The sequence below is a fragment of the Anaeromyxobacter paludicola genome (assembly GCF_023169965.1).
Lineage (GTDB): Bacteria > Myxococcota > Myxococcia > Myxococcales > Anaeromyxobacteraceae > Anaeromyxobacter_B > Anaeromyxobacter_B paludicola.
Window position 1 is genome coordinate 2,875,467 of record NZ_AP025592.1, and the last position, 20,111, is coordinate 2,895,577.

14 protein-coding genes are annotated in these 20,111 nt (G+C 74.9%); 10 read left to right on the forward strand and 4 right to left on the reverse strand.

All coding sequences use genetic code 11. The annotated features are described in order from the left end of the window. The first annotated feature begins 313 nt into the window (after positions 1 to 313). From AMPC_RS13035 to AMPC_RS13055, 5 genes are all read left to right on the forward strand, one after another. Entirely contained in the window at positions 314 to 1,558 is a 1,245-nt protein-coding gene (locus AMPC_RS13035; protein WP_248341588.1) for a glycosyltransferase family 4 protein, read from the forward strand. Between the two features lie 100 nt (positions 1,559 to 1,658). Then, entirely contained in the window at positions 1,659 to 3,191 is a 1,533-nt protein-coding gene (locus AMPC_RS13040) for a leucyl aminopeptidase (RefSeq protein WP_248341592.1), read from the forward strand. A 6-nt stretch (positions 3,192 to 3,197) separates the two neighbouring features. Beyond that, positions 3,198 to 4,310: an arginase family protein gene (locus AMPC_RS13045; protein ID WP_248341593.1), complete on the forward strand. Its 1,113-nt coding sequence runs from the start codon at positions 3,198 to 3,200 to the stop codon at positions 4,308 to 4,310. Between the two features lie 54 nt (positions 4,311 to 4,364). Next, the gene (locus tag AMPC_RS13050; protein ID WP_248341594.1) at positions 4,365 to 7,103 is read left to right on the forward strand and encodes a DUF748 domain-containing protein; all 2,739 of its coding nucleotides are present in this window, start codon (positions 4,365 to 4,367) and stop codon (positions 7,101 to 7,103) included. A 152-nt stretch (positions 7,104 to 7,255) separates the two neighbouring features. Beyond that, positions 7,256 to 9,382 (forward strand): M3 family metallopeptidase, encoded by a 2,127-nt coding sequence (locus tag AMPC_RS13055; protein WP_248346316.1) that lies wholly within the window; start codon positions 7,256 to 7,258, stop codon positions 9,380 to 9,382. A gap of 122 nt (positions 9,383 to 9,504) precedes the next feature. Here the strand turns inward: AMPC_RS13055 and AMPC_RS13060 are convergent, their stop codons facing one another. From AMPC_RS13060 to gluQRS, 4 genes are all read right to left on the reverse strand, one after another. Then, positions 9,505 to 10,113 carry a peptidylprolyl isomerase gene (locus tag AMPC_RS13060; protein ID WP_248341595.1) on the reverse strand — a complete coding sequence of 203 codons (609 nt, stop codon included), beginning with the start codon at positions 10,111 to 10,113 and terminating at the stop codon, positions 9,505 to 9,507. 37 nt (positions 10,114 to 10,150) lie between these two features. Then, positions 10,151 to 10,849, reverse strand: coding sequence for an SIMPL domain-containing protein (locus tag AMPC_RS13065; RefSeq protein ID WP_248341604.1), 699 nt, complete (start codon positions 10,847 to 10,849; stop codon positions 10,151 to 10,153). Between the two features lie 106 nt (positions 10,850 to 10,955). Then, on the reverse strand, positions 10,956 to 11,255 hold the full coding sequence (locus AMPC_RS13070) for a hypothetical protein (RefSeq protein WP_248341606.1): 300 nt from the start codon (positions 11,253 to 11,255) through the stop codon (positions 10,956 to 10,958). Between the two features lie 289 nt (positions 11,256 to 11,544). Beyond that, the gene (gluQRS, locus tag AMPC_RS13075; protein ID WP_248346318.1) at positions 11,545 to 12,474 is read right to left on the reverse strand and encodes a tRNA glutamyl-Q(34) synthetase GluQRS; all 930 of its coding nucleotides are present in this window, start codon (positions 12,472 to 12,474) and stop codon (positions 11,545 to 11,547) included. A gap of 110 nt (positions 12,475 to 12,584) precedes the next feature. On the opposite strand from gluQRS, the gene AMPC_RS13080 reads away from it, so the two are divergent. From AMPC_RS13080 to AMPC_RS13100, 5 genes are read left to right on the forward strand one after another with little or no spacing between them, the layout of a single operon-like run. Next, a complete protein-coding gene (locus AMPC_RS13080) occupies positions 12,585 to 14,141 on the forward strand; it encodes a 4-alpha-glucanotransferase (RefSeq protein ID WP_248341607.1) in 1,557 nt (518 codons plus the stop codon). Positions 14,142 to 14,145: 4 nt separating this feature from the next. After that, on the forward strand, positions 14,146 to 17,184 hold the full coding sequence (treY, locus tag AMPC_RS13085) for a malto-oligosyltrehalose synthase (RefSeq protein ID WP_248341613.1): 3,039 nt from the start codon (positions 14,146 to 14,148) through the stop codon (positions 17,182 to 17,184). Between the two features lie 46 nt (positions 17,185 to 17,230). Beyond that, positions 17,231 to 18,838, forward strand: a complete 1,608-nt coding sequence (locus tag AMPC_RS13090; protein ID WP_248341619.1) for an AAA family ATPase — start codon at positions 17,231 to 17,233, stop codon at positions 18,836 to 18,838. Between the two features lie 39 nt (positions 18,839 to 18,877). Next, the gene (locus tag AMPC_RS13095) at positions 18,878 to 19,666 is read left to right on the forward strand and encodes a zinc ribbon domain-containing protein (RefSeq protein ID WP_248341621.1); all 789 of its coding nucleotides are present in this window, start codon (positions 18,878 to 18,880) and stop codon (positions 19,664 to 19,666) included. 34 nt (positions 19,667 to 19,700) lie between these two features. After that, positions 19,701 to 20,078 (forward strand): DUF1257 domain-containing protein, encoded by a 378-nt coding sequence (locus AMPC_RS13100; RefSeq protein ID WP_248341622.1) that lies wholly within the window; start codon positions 19,701 to 19,703, stop codon positions 20,076 to 20,078. Positions 20,079 to 20,111: the final 33 nt, after the last annotated feature.

Consider the following 20,111-nt stretch of genomic DNA (forward strand, 5'->3'; position numbering starts at 1 on the left):
CCACGGGCTGAAGGGGGTGGGCACCAGCCGTGGAGCGCGGGGGCCGCTCGCACGGCCGGGGGTTTCCAAGCGACGACGTGCACGCCCGCCGGGCGGGGGCCGGCTCCTCCCCCGGCGGGGCGGGCTCGCGCGGAATGCCTCTCCGGGGCGAGGGCGGCCGGGTAGGCGTCCCGGCGAGCAGGCTCCTGGCGGGCCGGCTCCACCCGCGACCCCGGAGCCGCTCCCCGCTCCACGACCGTCGAACAGGGGGCACGCTCGGACTCTTCCCCAAGCGGGGCGCGCGAAACCCGATTCCGTACGGGGATGTGCTCCGATGTGGCAGCGAATCACCGGCTCGCCCGCCGGGCCGGACACGACCGGCTCCCGGCGCGCCCTTGCCGGCGAGCGCGCGCGCGGTCAGCTTTCGCCCGAGCGGATGGACATCGCGTACCTCCACTACGGCGCGCAGAGCGGGGTGACGGCCCACGTGACGGAGGCCCTCCGGTCGCGGGGCCACCGCGTCCGGGACCTCTGCGCCACCGGTCCGCTCGAGCCGCGCGACCCGCGCACCCGGCGCCCGCGGCTCACGCCCGAGGTGGCGCTCCACTACGCGCTCGCCGCGGCCCGCTTCCGCGCCGGGGCGCTGGCGCACCGCTGGAACACGCCCTACGCCTTCGATCGCCACACCCGCCGGGCCGGCGAGCTCCTCGACGCCCTCCCCGTCCCGCCCGAGGTGGTGCTGCAGAACGGGGCGCTCTTCGCGCCCGGCGACCCGCCGCGCGGGCCCTACGTGCTCCTCTGCGACCACACCCGCCTGCTCGCCCAGGAGAGCCCCGAGGTGAAGGAGGCGGGGCTCGGACCGCCGCCCGACTACGGGCTCGACTGGCACGCGCGCGAGCGGCGGCTCTACCTCGGCGCGGCGGCGGTCTGCGCCTTCTCGGCCAACACCGCCCGCTCGCTGACCCGCCACTACGGCGTGCCGCGCGAGCGGGTCCACGTGGTGGGCGCCGGCGCCAACGTCTTCCCCGAGTCGGCGCCGCGGCAGGACGACGGCGAGACGGTGCTCTTCGTGGGCGTGGACTTCCTGCGCAAGGGCGGGGCGGTGCTCCTCGAGGCCTTCGCCCGGCTGCGGCGGCGGAGGCCGCGGGCCCGGCTCCTCCTCGCCGGCCCCCGCCGGCCGCTCGCGCTGCCGGCCGGCGCGGCGCAGCTCGGCTTCGTCCCCTTCTCCGAGCTGCCGGCGCTCTGCGCCCGCTCCACGGTGTTCGCGCTGCCGACGCTCCGCGAGCCGTTCGGCATCGCCTACCTCGACGCCATGGCCTGCGGCCTGCCGTGCGTGGGCACGCGGCTCGAGGCGGTGCCGGAGATCGTGCAGGACGGGCTCACCGGGCTGCTCGTGCCGCCCGCCGACCCCGCCGCCCTGGCGGCCGCCCTGGAGGCGCTGCTCGCCGACCCGGAGCGGGCGCGGGGCATGGGGCAGCGGGGGCGGGAGCGGGTCGCCGAGCTCTACCGCTGGGAGCACGTGGCGGCCCGGCTCGAGGCGGTCCTCGCCGGCGCCGGGCCGGGCCGGCGCGCCGCCTGAGCGCGGTCGCCCTTCCCCGCCCCCACCCCGCCAATCTTCGCGCGAGCCCGTTTTCGCGGTGTTAAGCTCGCACGATCCGCGATTTTTGGAGGCATTCGAGATGATGAAGATCGAGCTGACGGGGGCCGCCGCGCTGGAGCTGGAGTCGAGCCTCCTCGCCGTGCCCGTCTTCGAGGAGGAGCTGGCCGACGGCCTCAAGGGGCCGCTCGTGGCCATCGACCGCAAGCTCGGCGGGCACGTCGCCGCCGCGGCGCGCGAGGAGGGCTTCGTCGGCCGCGCCGACCAGAGCCTCTTCCTCCACACCCTCGGCAAGATGCGCTCCGCGCGCATCCTCTTCATCGGCATGGGCCGCCGCCCCACGCCGGAGCAGCTCCTGCGCCAGGGCTTCGAGCCGGTGCGCATGGCCGCCGGGCAGGCGGTGCGGCTGGCGCGCAAGACCGCCTCGGCGCGCTTCGCCTTCGCCGCCGCCAGCATCCCCGGCGACGCGGCGCTCGTCGCGCGCGCGGTGGTCGAGGGGACGCTCCTCGGCGCCTACCAGTTCGACCGCTACCGCACCAGGAAGGAGAAGAAGCCCGAGGCGCCGGCCCACCTCCTGCTCGCGCTCGCGCCGGGCAAGGACCGGGCGCCGGACGTGAAGGACCTGGTGTCGCTCGCCATGGAGACCGCCGCCGCGGTGGTGTGGGCGCGCGACCTCGTGAACGAGCCGCCGCTCGCCTGCACCCCGGCGCTGCTCGCCGACGCGGCGCGCGCGCTCGCCAAGGAGGCGGGGCTCACCGTGGAGGTGAAGGGGCCGAAGGAGATCGCCGCGCTCGAGATGGGGATGTTCCAGGGGGTGGCGCGCGGCTCGGTGGAGGAGCCGCGGCTCATCCGGCTGAGCTACGTCCCGAAGGGCGCGGCCGGCAAGAAGAAGCCCATCGTCCTCGTCGGCAAGGCCATCACCTTCGACTCGGGCGGCCTCTCGCTCAAGCCGACCGAGAGCATGGTCACCATGAAGAGCGACATGGCCGGCAGCGCCGCCGTGTTCGCCGCCATGAAGGTGGTCGCCGCGCTCGCCCCGGCGCAGCCGGTCCACGCGCTCGTGGGCGCCTGCGAGAACATGCCGGGCGGCCGCGCCTACAAGCCGTCCGACATCCTCACCTCGTACGCCGGCAAGACGGTCGAGATCACCAACACCGACGCCGAGGGGCGGCTGGTGCTCGGCGACGTGCTCGCCTGGGGCGCCGACACCTTCCACCCGGCGGCGATGATCGACGTCGCCACGCTCACCGGCGCCTGCATGGTGGCGCTCGGCCACACCACCACCGGCGCCTTCGGCCCCGACGGCCCGGTCATCGAGGGCGTGCTCGCCGCCGGCCGCAACGCCGGCGAGGACGTGTGGCGGCTCCCGCTCACCGAGTCGGTGAAGGAGAACCTCAAGTCCGACGTCGCGGACCTCAAGAACGCCGGCGAGCGCTGGGGCGGCGCCATCTCCGCGGCCTGGTTCCTGAAGGAGTTCGCGGGCGACACCCCCTGGGCGCACCTCGACATCGCCGGCCCCTCCTTCTCCTCGAAGGAGGCCGGCTACATCGCCAAGGGCGGCACCGGCGCCGCGGTGCGGACGCTGGTGGAGTTCGTGCGGGCCTTCCGCGGGTAGCCCGCCGTGACGCCGCTCGAGGAGCTGCACTGGCTGCTCCGCCCCGCGGGCGGCGGCCTGTACCTCGTCTCGACCGGCCGGGCCGAGCAGCTCGCGCTGCAGCGCCGCCTCTACCGCGCCGACCGCGACGACGAGGTCCACGACCGCTGGCTCGAGGGGCTGGCGCGCCTGGAGGAGGCGCGGGCGGTGATCCTCGGCATCCCCTCCGACGTCGGCGCCGGCTACCTGCGCGGCGCGAACGTGGGGCCGCAGGCGATCCGCGAGCGGCTCCTGGAGGAGCGCCCGGACTGGCCGGAGCGGGCCCGCGCCGCGGGGGTGGTCGACCTCGGCGACGTCTTCGTCATCCCGCAGCTCCTCGACGACGAGATGCTCTCGGCGGCGCAGCTCGACCGGAGCCGCCGCTGGCTCTACCCCAGGCTCCCGGAAGAGGCGCGGGCGCGGCTCCCGGTCTCGCCGCTCTCGATCGCGGAGCGGGCGCTCTCGCTCGTCCTCGCGGTGAACCCGCGGGCGGCGGTGCTCGCGCTCGGCGGCGATCACTCCTGCGCCTGGCCGGTGGTGAAGGCGCTCTCCGGCGCGCGCGAGGGGCTCGGCGTGGTCCAGGTGGACGCGCACACCGACCTGCTCGAGGAGCGGCTCGGGGTGCGCTACTGCTACGCCACCTGGAGCTACCACGCGAACGAGCTCCTCGGCCGCGGCGGGCGGCTCGTGCAGGTGGGCGTGCGCGCCTCGGGCCGGCTCAAGGCCCACTGGGAGGAGGCCTACGGGGTGCGGCAGCTCTGGGCCGCCGAGGTGAACGCCGACCCCGCGGCGGCGCTCGACCGGATCGTGGCGGAGCTCCGCGGCGCCGGCGTGCGGCAGGTCTACTTCTCGAACGACGTGGACGGCACCGACGCGGCGGAGGTGGACGCGACCGGCACGCCCGAGCCGGCCGGGCTCTCCTCCGGCTTCGTGGTGGAGCTGGTGCGCCGGCTCGGCCGCGACTTCACGCTCTGCGGCGGCGACGTGATGGAGGTGGCGCCGCCCATCGCCCGCACGCCGGACGGCGCGCGGCGGACGGTGGGGCTCGCGGTGCGCTACCTCGAGGCGACGCTCGCGGCGGCCCTCGGCGCTCCGCCGTAGGCGCGGGACGCGAGGGGTCGCGCCGGTCCGGCGCCGGAGGTACATTGGCGCGCCATGTCTCGCCCCGCCGCCCGCACGATCCTCCTCCGCGCCGCGCTCGCCCTGTCGCTGCTCCTGGCGCTCTACGCCGCGCTCGGCTTCCTCCTCGCGCCCCGGCTCCTCCGGAGCGCGATCCTGAAGCAGGGGAGCGCGGCCCTGAAGCGCGAGGTGCGCGTGGGCCGGGTGGAGGTGAACCCGTTCGCCCTCTCCGTCCGGATCCGCGACCTCGAGGTCCGCGACCACGGGGGCGAGCCGCTCGCCGGCTGGGGCTCGCTCTACGTCCGGGTCACGCCGCTGCGGCTCCTGCACCGCGAGCTCGGCCTCGCCGAGGTGCGGCTCGACCAGCCGGCGGTGAGCCTGACGCTGCAGCCCGACGGCGCCCTCAACGTGCAGGATCTCCTCGCGCCGTCCGGGCCGGCCGCCGCGCAGGCCCCGGCGAAGGCCGCGCCCGCGGGGCAGAAGGCGCAGCTGGGCCTCTACATCGGCCAGCTCGCCATCTCGGGGGCGCGGGTCACCTTCACCGACCGCACGCGCACGCCGGCCTTCCGCTCGGCGCTGGGCCCGCTCTCGATCGCGCTCTCCTCCTTCCGCACCGCCGGCGGCGGCGACAGCCCCTACGCCTTCAGCGGCGCCACCGAGTCGGGCGAGACCTTCTCCTGGAGCGGCACCGTGGACAGCCGGCCGCTCCGGTCGAGCGGCACCATCTCCTTCGCCCACCTCAAGCTCCCCAAGTACGGCGCGTACATCAAGGACCAGGCGACGGTGGAGGTGCTGGACGGCAGCCTCTCCTACGGCTCGCGCTACGAGCTCGCCTGGGACGCGGAGAAGCGCGTCCTCGCGCTGCGGGATGGGCGGCTCGAGGTGGAGCAGCTGGGGCTGGCGCCGCTGGGGCAGAAGGCGGCGCTGGTCGCGCTGCCGCGCGTGGAGGTGGCGGGCATCGACGTGGACCTCCTCGGCCAGGAGGCGCGCGTCGGCGCGGTGCGGGTGAAGGGCGGCGAGGTGCGGGTGGGGCGCGACGCCGCCGGGAAGCTCGGCCTCTCCGAGATGGGCCCGCGGCCGCCGCCGCCCGGCGCGAAGCCGGGCGCGTGGCGCTGGTCGGTGGGGACGGTGGAGGTGGAGGGGCTGCGCGTGCCGGTGGAGGACCGCTCCACCCCGGTGCCCGCCCGCTTCGCGCTCGAGCAGGTGGCCGTGAAGCTCGGGGAGCTGCGCCCTGGCCCCGAGACCGTCTGCCCGCTCGAGGCCTCGCTCCTCTGGAACGGCAAGGGCAAGGTGGAGGCGCGCGGCCCCATCCACCCGTTCGGCAAGCGGGCCGAGCTCGAGCTCGCGGCCGCCGGCCTCGACCTCACCCCGCTCGCCCCCTTCCTCGAGAGCCAGCCGCCGCTCAAGCTGACCGCGGGCACGCTGGGGCTGAAGGCCAGGACCACGTTCGACGGGCGCGGCGCCGAGCCCCGGTGGAGCTTCGCCGGCGAGGTGCGCGTCGAGGGGCTCTCGCTCGTCTCCCCAGCGCACCGGGAGGACCAGATCCAGTGGCGCGCGCTGGAGCTCGCCGGCATCGACGCCGGCTCGACGCCGCCGCGCGCGGTGGTGCAGTCGGTGAGGCTGGTGGCGCCGCGCTTCCGGCTCCACGTCTGGGAGGACGGGAGCCTGAGCTTCGCGAGCAAGGCCGCGGGGAAGCCCGTCGCGAAGCCCGCGGCGACGGCCCGCCCCGCCGGCCGCGCCGCGCCCGCCTGGCGCACCGGCGTCGGCAGCTTCCAGATCGCCGGCGGCGAGGTGGCCCTCGCCGACCGCTCCGTCCGGCCCCCGGCGCTCCTCACCCTCGGCGACATCCAGGCGCGCATCACCCACCTCTCGTCGGATCCGAGCGTCCGCTCGGTGGTGGACGTGCGCGCCAAGGCGGGCGGCGCCGCGCCGGTGAGCATCACCGGCACCCTCAACCCGCTCCAGAAGGAGGCCTTCACCGACCTGAAGGTCGCCTCGCGCGGCATCGACCTCTCGCCCTTCGGCCCCTACGCCGGGAAGTTCCTCGGTTACGGGATCCAGAAGGGCAAGCTGCACCTCGACCTCGGCTACAAGATCGTCCGCCGCAGCCTGACCGCCACGAACGTGGTCAAGCTCGACCAGCTCACGCTCGGCGACAAGGTGGAGAGCCCCGACGCGACCAAGCTCCCGGTGAAGCTCGCGCTCGCCATCCTCACCGACCGCGACGGCGTCATCGACCTCGACGTGCCGGTCGAGGGCAACCTCGACGACCCCGAGTTCCGCTTCGGCAAGGTGATCTGGCACACCGTCCTGAACGTCCTCGTGAAGGTGGCCACCTCGCCCTTCAGCCTGCTCTCGGCCATCGCCGGCGGCGGCCAGGAGGACCTGTCGATGATCGCCTACGCCCCCGGCGAGGACGCGCCCGACGCCGCCGCGCAGAAGAGGCTGGCGGCGCTCGCGAAGTCGCTCTCGCAGCGGCCGGCGCTCGGCGTCGAGATCGAGGGGACCGCCGACCCGGAGCAGGACGGCAAGGTGCTCCGGCTCCAGCAGTTCCGGGAGGAGCACCCGGAGGTGAAGGGCGAGCCCACCCCCGCGCAGCTCGCGGCGGTCGAGCTCGACCCCGAGGCGCTGCCGGAGCTCGCCGCCGAGCGGGCCCACGGCGTGCGCGACGCGCTCGTCGCCGCCGGGATCGACCAGGCGCGGCTGTTCCTCGTCGAGGGGGGCGAGCGGGCCAGGAAGGAGCAGGGCGCCCGGGTCTACTTCTCGGTCCGCTGAGCAAAGGCTTCGCGCGCGGTTCCTGGCCGGCGGGGGGCGGGCGAGCCGCAGCTCGTCCTTGACCTCCGCCCCGGGCCGTCCAAGAGTGTCGCACCGCCGTCCACCAGGGAGGTGTCCGCGTGCCCTTGCCGTTCCTCCAGACGATCCTGCCCGTGCTGCTCTTCGCCGCGCCGCCCAGCGGTGGCGACAACCCGCTGCTCGCGCCCTGGAAGGGCCCGTACGGCGGCGTCCCGCCCTTCGGCGAGATGAAGGTGTCGCTGCTCGCCCCGGCCCTCGACGCCGCCATGGCCGAGCAGCTCGCCGCCATCGACCGGATCGCGAGCGACCCGGCCGCGCCGACCTTCGACAATACGCTCGCCGCGCTGGAGCGGTCGGGCCGCGCGCTCGACCGGGTCTACGCCCTCTTCGACATCTGGTCGTCCAACCTCTCCACGCCCGAGTTCCAGGCCGTCGAGCGCGAGCTCGCGCCGAAGCTCGCGGCGCACCAGGACCGGATCACGCAGAACGCGAAGCTCTTCGCCCGCGTCGCGGCGGTGTACGACGCCCGGGAGACGCTCTGCCGCACGCCGGAGCAGCAGCGGCTCGCGTGGCTCTACCACACCAACTTCGTGCGGGCCGGCGCGCGGCTCGACGCCCCCGCCAAGAAGCGGGTCGCCGAGATCAACGCCCGGCTCGCCGGGCTGTACACCGGCTTCACCCAGAACCTGCTCGCCGACGAGGCGGGCTACGTGACCTGGCTCGACGGCGAGCGCGACCTCGCCGGCCTCCCGCCCGCGGTGCGCGCCGCGGCGGCCGCGGCGGCCGAGGCGCGGGGCCAGCCGGGCAAGTGGGCGGTGCTCAACACCCGCTCCAGCGTGGAGCCGTTCCTCGCCTACTCCGCCCGGCGCGACCTGCGGGAGAAGGTGTGGCGCAACTTCGTGCTGCGCGGCGACCACGGCGACGCGAAGGACAACAAGGCCGCCATCGCCGAGATCCTGAAGCTCCGCGCCGAGCGCGCGAAGCTGCTCGGCTACCCGACCCACGCCCACTGGCGGCTCGGCGACTCGATGGCCGGCACGCCCGAGCGCGCCACGGGGCTCATGGAGGCGGTCTGGCCGGCGGCGGTGGCCCGGGTGAAGGAGGAGGTCCGCGACATGCAGGCGGTGGCGGACCGCGAGGGCGCGAAGCTCACCATCGAGCCCTGGGACTACCGCTTCTACGCCGAGAAGGTCCGCAAGGCGAAGTACGACCTCGACGAGAACGAGGTGAAGCCCTACCTCCAGCTCGAGAACCTGCGCGAGGCGCTCTTCTGGGTGGCCGGGCGGCTCCTCGACCTGCACTTCACGCCGGCGAAGGGAGTGCCGGTCTACCACCCCGACGTGCGCGTCTGGGAGGTGAAGGACGGGAAGGGCAAGCTGGTCGGGCTCTGGTACTTCGACCCGTACGCCCGCGAGGGGAAGCGCTCCGGGGCCTGGATGAACGCCTACCGGAACCAGGAGCGGATGGACGGCGAGGTGGCCACCATCGTCTCCAACAACGCCAACTTCGTGAAGGGGAAGCCGGGCGAGCCGGTGCTGCTCTCCTGGGACGACGCCGAGACCCTGTTCCACGAGTTCGGGCACGCGCTCCACGGCCTCAGCTCGAACGTGACCTACAAGTCGCTCTCCGGCACCGACGTCGCCCGCGACTACGTGGAGTTCCCGTCGCAGCTCCTCGAGCGCTGGCTGCCCACGCCGGAGGTGCTGTCGCGCTTCGCGCTCCACGTCGAGACCGGCAAGCCGCTCCCGCAGGAGCTGGTGAAGAAGATCGAGCGGGCCTCGCGGTTCAACCAGGGCTTCGCCACCGTCGAGTACCTCTCGGCGGCGCTCGTGGACATGAAGCTCCACCTCGCCGGCGACCGGCCCATCGACGCCGCCGCCTTCGAGCGCGACACGCTCGCCGCGCTCGGCATGCCGCGCGAGCTGGTGATGCGCCACCGGACGCCGCAGTTCGCGCACGTCTTCTCGAGCGACGGCTACTCGGCCGGCTACTACAGCTACCTCTGGGCCGACACCCTCAGCGCCGACGCCTACGAGGCCTTCACCGAGGCCGGCGGCCCGTACGACGCCCAGGTGGCGGGCCGGCTGCGGCGGTTCGTCTTCTCGGCCGGCAACACCGTCGATCCCGCCGAGGCCTACCGCGCCTTCCGCGGACGCGACCCCGGCATCGGGGCGCTCATGCGCAAGCGCGGCTTCCCGGAGCCGGCGGCGGCCGGGGCGGGCGCGGGCCCGGAGAAGCCGAAGCCGGCGAAGCCGCAGTAAGGAGGCGGGGTGGCCTCATGGCCGCCCCTCCCCTGCCCTCCCCACGCGGTGGGGAGGGAGAGCCGCGGGGTCACCCACCCGAAGTGGAGCCGAGCGGTTCTCTCTCTCCCGCGCCGGGCGGCTCACCCTCTCCCGCGCAGCGGGGGAGGGCTGGGGAGGGGGCGCGGCTCGACCCGGCGCGCCTTGCGGATGAGGACCGGCGGCGTGAGCGCCTGCCCCTGGGCCGGCGCCGCCTGGATCCGCCGCACCACCTCCATGCCGCGCACCACGCGGCCGAAGGCGGCGAAGCCCTGGCCGTCGGGGTTTCGCCGCCCGCCCTCGTCGAGCTCCGGCTGGTCGCCAATGCAGACGAAGAAGTCGCCGGTGGCCGTGTCCGGACCGGCGCGCGCCATCGACACCGTCCCGTCGCGGTGCCGGAGCCCGGTCTTCCCGGTGCGCTCGAGCGGGATGGGCGGGAAGCTCCGCGCCTCCCGTTCCGGCGCCACGCCCGCCTGCACCACCTCGATGAGCACCTGCGCGTCCGGCTGGTTGTCGCGCCGCACCGTGCGGTGGAACCGGGCGCCGTCGTAGAGGCCGGCGTCCACGTAGCGCAGGAAGTTGGCGGCGGTGACCGGCGCGCGGGCCGGGTCGAGCTCGAGCTCGATCGGGCCGAGCGCGGTGTCGAGCTCCACCCGCACCGGGGCGGGCGCGGCGAGCAGGGCGGTCACGACGAGCGCAGGGAAGGAGAGCATGGGTCCTCGGCGTGGCAGGCGGGGCGGGCGCGCCCGGTCACTCGAGCGCGAACACCAGCTCCACCTCGGCCGTGAACTGGAGCTCGCCCGGCTCGACCGAGGCCTTGCCCATCGACCTGGCCCGCAGGGTCGCGAGGGGCCACGGGGGCGACGCGACGCCTCCCTCCGAGAGCTGCAGCAGCGGGCCCAGCTTCCGCCCGGCGGCGCGGGCCAGCGTCTCGGCCTTGGCGCGTCCCGACGCCACGGCCGCCGCGAGCGCCCGGAGCCGCTCCGGCGCGGAGTCCTCCTTCTCGAAGGTGATGCCCTGCACGTCGTTCGCGCCGGCGGCCAGGGCGGCGTCGAGCACCGCGCCGGTCCGGGCGAGCTCGCGCACCGTCACCTTGAAGGCGCTCCTCACCCGGTAGCCCGAGATCGGCCCGAGACCGCCGTGCGGGTCGGGCCGGCGCTCCAGCCCCACCTCGTAGCGCGACGTCTGCACGTCCTTCTTCGCGACGCCATTCGCGGTGAGCGCCTCGAGCACGCGGGCCATCCGGCCGTTCGCCTCGCGGGTGGCACCGGCGAGGCTCGGCCCGACCACCTCGGCGCCGAGCGCGAGCACCGCCACGTCCGGCGCCGCCGTCGCGCGCCCCTCCCCCGCGACGCTCAGCGAGGGGGGCGGAGTCGGGTCCGCCGCCCGGGCGGGATGGGCGGCGGCGACGACCAGCAACGAGAGGAGCGGGCCGGTGAGGAGGCGCATGGCGACCGGCATTCTAGACCGGCGGCCCGGGGGCGCTCCGGAAAGCCGACGGCCGGCTCCGGGTCACCCCCGGGCCGGCCGCGCCGCTCCGCTGAGGCGAAGAGGCCTACGCCTTCACCTTCGCCTCGGCCTCCTTCTTGGGGGCCGGGACCAGGGCGCCCACCGCCGCGCCGGCCGCCGCGCCGCCGACCGCGAAGAGGGAGCCGACGCCGACCACGCCCATCGCCGTCGAGAAGTAGATGAGGCCGCGGACGAGGAGGGTCGGCTGCAGCGGCGTCCCGAAGATGCCGCCGGCGAGGAGCACGCCCGCGAACCCGCCGTAGTACATCGAGGGCAGCAGGCCGGCGAACAGGTAGAGGGCGAGGCCAGCGCCGGCGCCGATGAGGGTCGAGGTCTTGCGGGACATGGGCTTCTCCTTGGGTGATTCCGTGGGGGGTTGGAAGACGGGGAGAGAGACTGCACGCGCCTTGCCAGCCCTCGCCGCACGTGATCTCGCGAGGTTGCGCGCCCCCCTGTCGGGTTTTCCCGACGAGGACGGCGGGTGAAGGCGACAGCCTCGGCGATAGCCCAGGCGACAGCCTCGGCGATAGCCCAGGCGACAGCCTCGGCGATAGCCCAGGCGACAGCCTCGGCGATAGCCCAGGCGACAGCCTCGGCGATAGCCCAGGCGACAGCCCGGCCCCGCCGGGGGACGTTCACGGTGCGAGACGGGCGAGCCGCTCCCCGGCGAGCACCGCCGCCTGCCGCGGCACCCGCGCGAGCGAGAACCCGTCGAGGAGCTCCCGCGGCCGGAGCCGCGCCCCCGCGGGCGCGAGCCCGCAGAGGGAGGCGAGCAGCCCGGCCACCGCCTCCGGCGCTGCGCCGCGCTCGCGCAGCTCGCCCACCGAGAGCGCCCCGTGCCGCTTCGCCAGCCGCTCGCCGTCCTCGCCCACCACGAGCGGCACGTGCGCGAAGCGGGGCGGCTCGAGCCCGAGCGCCCGGTAGAGGAGGAGCTGCCGCGCCGCCGAGGGGAGGAGGTCGTCGCCGCGCACCACCTCGGTGATCCGCATCGCCGCGTCGTCCACCACCACCGCGAGCTGGTAGGCCGCCACCGCGTCGGCGCGCATCACCACGAAGTCGCCCACCTCGCGCGCCACGTCGAAGCGCACCCGCCCGTGCAGCGCGTCCTCCACCTCCACCACCGCGCCCGGGCCCTCCGGCACGCGGAAGCGCCAGGCCGGGAGCCGGCTCGCCTCGCGCCGGCGGCGCTCCGCCTCGGAGAGGTGGCGGCAGGTGCCGGGGTAGCGCACCTCGTCGCCCGGCCCGTGCGGCGCCTGCGAGGCGGCGGCGATCTCCTTGCGCGAGCAGAAGCACGGGTAGACGAGGTCGCGCGCGCGGAGCGCATCGAGCGCCGCCGCGTACCGCCCGGCCCGCTCCGACTGCCGGTAAGGGCCGAACGGCCCCCCCACGTCCGGCCCCTCGTCCCAGTCGAGCCCGAGCCAGGCGAGCTCCTCGAGGATGCGCCGCTCGAGGCCGGGCCGCACGCGCGGGCCGTCGAGGTCCTCGACCCGCATCGCCAGGGCGCCGCCGGTCGCGCGGGCCGAGAGCCAGGCGAGGAGCGCCGTCCGGGCATTCCCCAGGTGCATCGGCCCGGTGGGGCTCGGCGCGAAGCGGCCGCGGGCGGACGGGGGCACGCCGATGATCTACCGAATTTTACTTGCGGCGTGTGCGGAAGAAACGCACCCTTCAGGCACCTATGCGGCAGGCTGGCGTCCTCATCCCCCTCTTCTCCATCCGCGCTCCCGGCAGCTGGGGCCTCGGCGAGATCCCCGACCTCACCGCCTTCGCGCGCTGGGCCTCGAGCGCCGGCTTCTCGGTGGTGCAGCTCCTCCCCGTCACCGAGGCGTCGCGCGGGCAGTCGAGCCCGTACGGCGCGCTGTCGGCGTTCGCGGTCGATCCGGTCTACCTCTCGCTCGCGCAGGTGGAGGACTTCGCCGCCGCCGGGGGCGAGGCGGCGCTCTCCGACGCCGACCGGGACGAGCTCGCCGCGCTGCGAGCCGCGCCGTCGGTGCAGTGGGAGCGGATCCGGGCGGTGAAGGGGCGCGCCCTCGAGCTCGCCTTCCGCGCCTTCCTCGAGAACGAGTGGAAGGGCCGGTCGCAGCGCGCGGTCACCATGAGCCACTGGGCCAAGGAGCACGCCTTCTGGCTCGACGAGTACGCGCTCTTCGTGACCCTGCACGACGACGTCTTCGGCGGCCGCCCGTGGACCGAGTGGCCGGAGGCGCTGCGCCACCGCGAGCCGGAGGCCCTGGCCCGCGCCCGCGGCGAGCTCTCCGAGCGGATCCTCTTCCGCTCCTACCTCCAGTGGCAGCTCGACCTCCAGTGGCACGCCGCCCGCGACGCGGCCGCCCGCGAGGGCGTGGAGCTCATGGGCGACCTGCCGTTCATGGTCGCCACCGACTCGGCCGACGTCTGGAGCCGCCCCTTCGACTTCCGCCTCGACGCGCGCGTGGGCGTGCCGCCCGACGCCTTCAGCGACACCGGCCAGGACTGGGGCCTGCCGGTCTACCGCTGGGACGTGATGGACCAGAACGGCTTCGCCTGGATGAACGAGCGGGCGCGCCGCGGCGCCGACCAGTACGGCCTCTACCGCGTGGACCACGTGGTCGGGCTCTACCGCACCTACTACCGCCCGCTCGACGGCGGGCCGCCGGCCTTCATCCCGGCCGACGAGCCGGCGCAGATCGCCAACGGCGAGCGGGTGATGGCGATCCTGTCGCAGGGCGCGCGCGTCATCGCCGAGGACCTCGGCACCGTCCCCGACTTCGTCCGCGACTCGCTCACCCGATGCGGCATCCCCGGCTACCGCATCCTCCGCTGGGAGCGCCACTGGGAGCAGCCGGGGCAGCCGTTCCGGGATCCCGCCACCTGGCCAGCCCTCTCGGTCGCCACCACCGGCACGCACGACACCGAGTCGGCCGCCGAGTGGTTCGACGCCATGCCGGACGAGGAGCGGCGGGCGCTGCTCGAGCTGCCGCAGCTCGCGGCGGTGAAGGCCCGCGGCGGCCGGCGCTGGGACGACCTCACCCGCGACGCCGTCCTCGACCTCGTCTACCGCTCGGGGTCCGACCTCACGCTCCTGCCGTTCCAGGACGCGCTCGGGCACCGTGAGCGGGTGAACGTGCCCGGGACGGTGAACGACCGGAACTGGTCGTACCGGATGGCGTGCGACCTGCCGGGGTTGCTGGCCGACCGGGCGACGGCCGAGCGCCTCAAGGGACTTGCGGTCGCCGGGGGGCGCGCCACCGTATAGGGCGGTGGAGGAGGGGGAGCAGCCAGCGCTCGAGGCGCTGCTCGAGGAGGTGCGCGCGGAGCTCTCGCGCAACCCCCGCCTCTTCCCGCGCCCGGCCAGCACCTACCGGCTGCAGCTCCACGCCGGCTTCGGCTTCGACGCCGCCGCGGCGCAGGTCCCGTACCTGCACGCGCTCGGCGTGACCCACCTCTACCTCTCGCCCATCCTGGCCGCCGCGCCCGGCTCGAAGCACGGCTACGACGTGGTGGATCACGGCCGGCTCAACCCCGAGCTCGGCGGCGAGGCGGCCTACGAGCGGCTCTGCGCGGCGCTCGCCGAGCGCGGCATGGGGCAGCTCGTGGACTTCGTCCCCAACCACATGGGCGTGGGGCCGGAGAACCGGTTCTGGATGGAGGTGCTCGAGAACGGCCCCAGCTCCGAGCACGCCCGCCTCTTCGACGTGGACTGGCGCCCGGTGAAGGGCGAGCTCGAGAACAAGGTGCTCGTCCCCATCCTCGGCGACCAGTACGGGAAGGTGCTCGAGCGCGGCGAACTGAAGCTGTCGCGCGAGGGCGGCGCGCTCTGGCTCGGCTACTACGAGCACCGGTTCCCCATCGCGCCGCGGCAGGTGCCCCAGGTGCTGCGCCACGGGCTCCCCGAGCTGAAGGAGCGGCTCGGCGCCACCAACGAGCACGTGCAGGAGCTCGAGAGCCTCTGCACCGCCCTCGAGAAGCTCGCCCCGCGCTCCGAGACCGACCCCCGGCTCGTGGAGGAGCGGGCGCGGGAGAAGGAGGTGGCGAAGCGGCGGCTCGCGGCGCTCTGCGAGGCCTCCCCCGAGCTGCGGGAGTTCGTGGACGGGAACGTCCGCACCTTCAACGGCACGCCCGGGGAGCCCCGCAGCTTCGATCTCCTCGACAAGCTCCTCGACGCGCAGGCCTTCCGGCTGGCCCACTGGCGCGTGGCCGGCGAGGAGATCAACTACCGGCGCTTCTTCGACGTGAACGCGCTCGCCGCCATCCGCATGGAGGATCCGCAGGTGTTCGACGAGGCCCACCGGCTCACCATGGCGCTCCTGCGCCAGGGGCGGATCTCCGGGCTGCGCATCGACCACCCCGACGGCCTCTACGACCCGCCCGCCTACTTCCGGGCGCTGCAGGCGCGCGCCGTCGCCGAGCGGGCGCGGGCCCGGGCCGAGGCGCGCGGCGAGCGGGTGGACGACGCGGCGGTCCTCGCGCTCGCGGAGCGGGTGGGCGACGAGCTCGCCCAGGGGGCGCTGCCGCCCCGGCCCCTCTACGTCGTGGCCGAGAAGATCCTGATGGCCGGCGAGCAGATGCCGCCCGACTGGGCGGTGGACGGCGCCACCGGCTACGAGTTCGTGGCCGCCGCCAACGGGCTCTTCGTGGACCCGGCGCACGGCCGCGCCTTCACCGAGCTCTACACCCGCTACACCGGGCGCCGCGAGGACTTCCGCGAGGTGGCCTGGCAGCGCAAGAAGCTGGTCATGTCGTCGTCGATGGCGAGCGAGATCAACATGCTCGCCCACCGGCTCAACCGGATCAGCGAGTCGGACCGGCGCACCCGCGACTTCACCCTCAACGACCTCACCCGGGCGCTCGTGGAGTACGTGGCCGCCTTTCCCGTCTACCGGACCTACGTCACGCCGGACGGCCGCGTCTCCGACCGCGACCGGGCCTACGTGGACGCCGCCATCGCGCGGGCGCGCCGCCGCAGCCCCGTCACCGATCCCTCCATCTACGACTTCGTGCGCGACGCCGTGCTGCTGCGGATGCCGGAGGAGCTCACCACGGCGGAGCGGGCCCTCTGGCGCGAGTTCGCCATGAAGCTGCAGCAGGTGACCGGGCCCGTGACCGCGAAGGCCATCGAGGACACCGCCTTCTACGTCTACCTGCGGCTCGCCTCGCTCAACGAGGTGGGCGGCGAGCCGCGCGACTTCGGCGCGAGCCCGTCCGCCTTCCACGACCTCTGCGCCGGCCGGCGGGCGCGCTGGCCCGGCTCGCTCAACGCCACCTCCACCCACGACACCAAGCGGAGCGAGGACGTGCGCGTCCGCATCGACGCGCTCTCCGAGATCCCGGCCGAGTGGCGCGGTCGCCTCGCGCTCTGGGGGCGGCTCAACCGGCGGCACGAGCGGGAGCTCGAGGACGGGCTGCGCGCGCCCGACCGGAACGACCAGCTCCTCGTCTACCAGACGCTGGTCGGGAGCCTGCCCGACGAGGCGCTCGCGCCCGGCGCGCGCATCGACCCCGCCGCCGCGGGCTGGCAGGCGTACCGGGCGCGCATCCTCGCCTACCTCGAGAAGGCGCTCCGGGAGGCGAAGCTCCACACCAGCTGGACCAGCGTGAACGCCGAGTACGAGGCGGCCGCGCGGGGCTTCGTGGAGGGGATCCTGGCGCACCGGCCGTTCCTCGACGACCTCGCGCCCTTCGCCGCCCGGGTGGCGCAGGCCGGGCGGCTCTCGTCGCTCGCGCAGGTGGCGCTCAAGTGCGCCGCGCCCGGCGTGTGCGACGTGTACCAGGGCTGCGAGCTCTGGGACCTCTCGCTCGTCGATCCCGACAACCGGCGCCCGGTGGACTTCGCGCGGCGCGCCGGGCTGCTCGACGCGATCGACCGGCGGCTCGCGGAGGGGCCGGAGGCCCGCGCCGCGCTGGCGCGCGAGGTCTCGTCGCCGGAGGGGCTGCGCGACGGGCGGGCCAAGCTCTGGCTGTTGCGCGAGGGGCTCCGGCTGCGGCGCGAGGCGCCCGAGCTCTTCCTCGAGGGCACCTACCTGCCGCTCGAGGCGCGCGGGCGCGACGCTGGCCATCTCGTCGCCTTCGCCCGCACCCACCGCGGCCGACGGCTGCTCTGCGCCGTGCCGCGGCTCACCCTCTCGCTCCTCGACGCCGCAGCCGGCGGGCCCATCGCCTGGGAGGGGGAGCTGCCGCTCCCGCCGGAGCTCGCCGGCCGCTACCAGGACCTCGTCACCGGCGAGCCGCGCGAGGGCGGCCCGCTCGCGCTCTCCGCGCTCTTCGGGAGCTTCCCGGTGGCGCTGCTCGTGGGCGGCTGAGAGGCCGCCTTCTCTCCCCCCCGGGAAACCCTGCTATCCTCCGGGGATGGCCGCTCCCGACTCGCCCGGCGCTCCCCCCGCCGCGGCCCCGCAGCAGCCCGCTCCGCCCACCCCGCCCTTCGTGCGCGAGCTCGACACCCTCGTCCGCGCCCGCTACCCGCTCATCTACCTCGTGTCGTGGGAGGAGGCGCGGGTGGACGCGATCCTGCGCGACCTCGCCGAGCAGCACGGGAAGGCGCTCTACGCCTGGTCGGTGACCAAGGGGCTCCGGCGGCTCGGCGACCGGCGCGGCCGCGAGCAGCAGGAGGGCGGCAAGGATCCCGTCGAGGCGCTCGCGGCCGTCGAGAAGCTCTCCGAGCCGTCGCTCGTGGTGCTGAAGGACTTCCACCCCTTCCTCAACGACCCCACCGTCGTGCGAGCGGTGCGCGAGCTCGGCCAGGCGCTCAAGAGCACCTTCACCACGGTGATGATCCTCTCCCCCACCCTCCACATCCCGCCCGAGCTGGAGAAGGAGATCTCCGTCCTCGACGTGCCGATGCCGAGCGTGCGCGAGCTCCTGCAGCTCCTAAAGGAGATCGTGACCGTGGTGCGCGAGGGGAAGAAGGCCGTGGTCGACCTCTCGAAGGAGGACGCCGAGCGGCTCATCCAGGCCGCGCGCGGCCTCACCCTCACCGAGGCCGAGAACGCCTTCGCGAAGGCCATCGCCTTCGACGGCCGGCTCGACAAGGACGACGTCGCGCTGGTGCTCGACGAGAAGCGGCAGGTGATCCGCAAGAGCGGGCTCCTCGAGTACCAGCCCGCCGAGGAGCAGCTCGGGAACGTGGGCGGCCTGTCGGAGCTGAAGCGCTGGCTCTCGCGGCGCGGCGCCGCGTTCGGCGAGCCGGCGCGGCGGTTCGGGCTCCCCGAGCCGAAGGGGCTCCTCCTCCTCGGCGTGCAGGGGTGCGGCAAGAGCCTCACCGCCAAGGCCATCGCCTCGCAGTGGCGGCTGCCCCTGCTCCGGCTCGACATGGGGCGGATCTTCAGCGGGCTCGTCGGCTCGTCGGAGGAGAACCTGCGCCGCGCCATCCGCGTCGCCGAGGGCGTGGCGCCGGTGGTGCTCTGGATCGACGAGATCGAGAAGGGGCTCTCCGGCGTCGCCTCCTCCGGCACGAGCGACGGCGGCGTGACCGCCCGCATCTTCGGCGCGCTCCTCACCTGGCTGCAGGAGAAGACCGCGCCGGTGTTCGTGGTCGCGACCGCCAACCGCATCGAGGCCATCCCGCCGGAGCTTTTGCGCAAGGGGCGGTTCGACGAGATCTTCTTCATCGACCTCCCGGCGGCCGCCGAGCGGAGGGACATCTTCGGCATCCACCTCGGCCGGCGGGGGCGGAAGCCCGAGCAGTTCGACCTCGAGAAGCTCGCCGCCCTCTCCGCCGGCTTCAGCGGCGCCGAGGTGGAGCAGGCGGTGGTGTCGGCGCTCTACGACGCCTTCGCCGAGAAGGTGGACCTCGCCCAGACGCACGTCGAGCGAGCCGTGCAGGAGACCGTGCCGCTCGCCACCACCATGCGCGAGGAGGTGGAGCGGGTGCGGGAGTGGGCGCGCACGCGCACCCGGCCCGCCTCGTCGGCGGCCGCCGAGGCCGTGCCCCGGCCCATCGCCACGCGCTTCGGCTGAGGGCCGAGGGCTTCGCGCAGTTCTCGAGAGGAGCAGTAGATGGCGGACAGGCTCGCCGATCGCTTCCGCAACCTCGAGCGCCCCAGGCGCCCCGAGGAGGTGGATACCGTCCATGAAGCGGACGCCCGCATCGGCGGGATCGAGCCCGCCGCCCGGCCCGGTGCTCTGCCCGCCGCGCCTGCGCCCTCGGTCGCGCCCGCGCACGTGGACCGGTTCCGGCCGCCCGCCGAGCCGGCGATCGACACCGCCCGGCACGACGAGGAGGCGCAGCCCTTCACGCGCTGCCCGCGCTGCGAGACCGACAACTCCCCCTTCACCCGCACCTGCACCACCTGCGGCTCAGACCTCGGGACCGCGGAGGTGCAGCGGTTCAACGAGCGGCTCTGGGAGGAGCGGAAGCGGGAGAAGGCGCTCGAGGAGCGCGAGGCCGCCGTGCGCGAGAAGGAGCGCGAGGTGGAGGCCGCCGCCACCGACGAGGCCCGGCGCGCCATGGCCGCGGAGATGGCGCGCGAGGTCGGCGAGCGGGAGCGGGCCCGGCTCGACCGCGACTGGGGGAGCTGGGGCGGGCCCGGTTCTCGCTGGGACGACTGGGGCGGCGGGGGCGGCGACCCCACGCCCTACGGCGTCCGGCTGCTGCGCCGGATCCGGAGCCCCGCCTGGCGCATCGGCGTCATCGTGGCGCTGGTGGCCGTGCCGCTCCTGCTCGTGATCTTCGGCAGCCCGCGCGGCGGGACGCGCCTCGCCGGGTTCATCGGACTGTTCGTGCTGGCCGCGCTCTTCTCGCCGCCCGGCTCGCGGTGGGGACGGCGGCGGTTCTGGGGGTGGTGAGGGTGGGCTTCTCTCTTGGAAGTGGGAGGCAGCCGTGAGCCAGGGCGTCGAGATCGTGCTCGTGATCCAGGGGCTCGCGGGGCTGGCGCAGGCCGTGACCGAGGCCGGCGCCGAGCTCATCCGCGAGCGGCGGAAGGTGAAGAACGCGCAGGGCCAGCTCGAGGAGGTCGCCGGCGTCATCCGCGACCAGGACGGCACCGAGGTGGGCGTGAAGCTCGACGAGCAGACCGGCCAGGCCGTGTTCGTCGGCCACGACGAGACCGGCAAGGCGAAGGCCCTCGCCGGCCGCGTGGCGCAGCGCTACGCGTACACCAAGGTGACCGAGGAGCTCCGGAAGAAGGGCTACCAGATCGCCCGCGAGGAGAAGCAGGCGGATGGGACGGTGAAGGTGGTCCTCTCAAAGTGGAGCTGAGGGCCGGGCCGGCTTCGGGGCGGGCCTTCAGGG

What these genes read in the sequence shown, in the direction of transcription:
- AMPC_RS13035 (WP_248341588.1), top strand. Translation starts at nt 314, where the DNA reads ATGTGGCAGCGAATCACCGGCTCGCCCGCCGGGCCGGACACGACCGGC.
- AMPC_RS13040 (WP_248341592.1), top strand. Translation starts at nt 1,659, where the DNA reads ATGATGAAGATCGAGCTGACGGGGGCCGCCGCGCTGGAGCTGGAGTCG.
- AMPC_RS13050 (WP_248341594.1), top strand. Translation starts at nt 4,365, where the DNA reads ATGTCTCGCCCCGCCGCCCGCACGATCCTCCTCCGCGCCGCGCTCGCC.
- AMPC_RS13060 (WP_248341595.1), bottom strand. Translation starts at nt 10,113, where the DNA reads ATGCTCTCCTTCCCTGCGCTCGTCGTGACCGCCCTGCTCGCCGCGCCC.
- AMPC_RS13065 (WP_248341604.1), bottom strand. Translation starts at nt 10,849, where the DNA reads ATGCGCCTCCTCACCGGCCCGCTCCTCTCGTTGCTGGTCGTCGCCGCC.
- AMPC_RS13070 (WP_248341606.1), bottom strand. Translation starts at nt 11,255, where the DNA reads ATGTCCCGCAAGACCTCGACCCTCATCGGCGCCGGCGCTGGCCTCGCC.
- gluQRS (WP_248346318.1), bottom strand. Translation starts at nt 12,474, where the DNA reads ATGCACCTGGGGAATGCCCGGACGGCGCTCCTCGCCTGGCTCTCGGCC.
- AMPC_RS13080 (WP_248341607.1), top strand. Translation starts at nt 12,585, where the DNA reads ATGCGGCAGGCTGGCGTCCTCATCCCCCTCTTCTCCATCCGCGCTCCC.
- AMPC_RS13090 (WP_248341619.1), top strand. Translation starts at nt 17,231, where the DNA reads ATGGCCGCTCCCGACTCGCCCGGCGCTCCCCCCGCCGCGGCCCCGCAG.
- AMPC_RS13095 (WP_248341621.1), top strand. Translation starts at nt 18,878, where the DNA reads ATGGCGGACAGGCTCGCCGATCGCTTCCGCAACCTCGAGCGCCCCAGG.